Genomic DNA, 370 nt, shown 5'->3' with positions numbered 1-370 from the left:
TCTTCTGCTCATAGAAGGCCCCGGCCTTGACCATCGCGAACAACACGTTCAACCGTCGACGAGCCAAACACATCACCGCCGCATTATGGCGCTTCCCCTCGGCCCGCTTCCGGTCGTAATAGGTTTTCGACAACGGGTCATGACACGACGCCACCCACGCCGAGTGGAACAATGCGTTCTTCAACCGCTTGTTCCCGGCCCGCGACGGGAACTCACCCCGAATCGACGTCCCAGACCGACGCGTCACTGGAGCAACACCGGCATACGCGGCCAAATGACCAGGAGTCCTGAAAGCAGAAAAGTCACCGACTGCCAGGAGGATCTGTGCCGCGGTCTTAACGCCGACTCCCGGCATGGACGTTAAGACCTG

The 370-nt window shown here is 60.0% G+C and carries 1 protein-coding gene; it reads right to left on the bottom strand.

What is annotated here, in order from left to right; all coding sequences use genetic code 11:
* Positions 1-370 (bottom strand): transposase (locus FO013_RS22245; protein WP_143924722.1); only part of this gene is annotated, 370 nt, incomplete at both ends.

Origin of the sequence: Brevibacterium aurantiacum, from assembly GCF_007558825.1 — a bacterium.
In the GTDB taxonomy this organism is placed as follows: domain Bacteria; phylum Actinomycetota; class Actinomycetes; order Actinomycetales; family Brevibacteriaceae; genus Brevibacterium; species Brevibacterium aurantiacum_A.
This window is presented reverse-complemented; position numbering and strand designations above follow the sequence as displayed.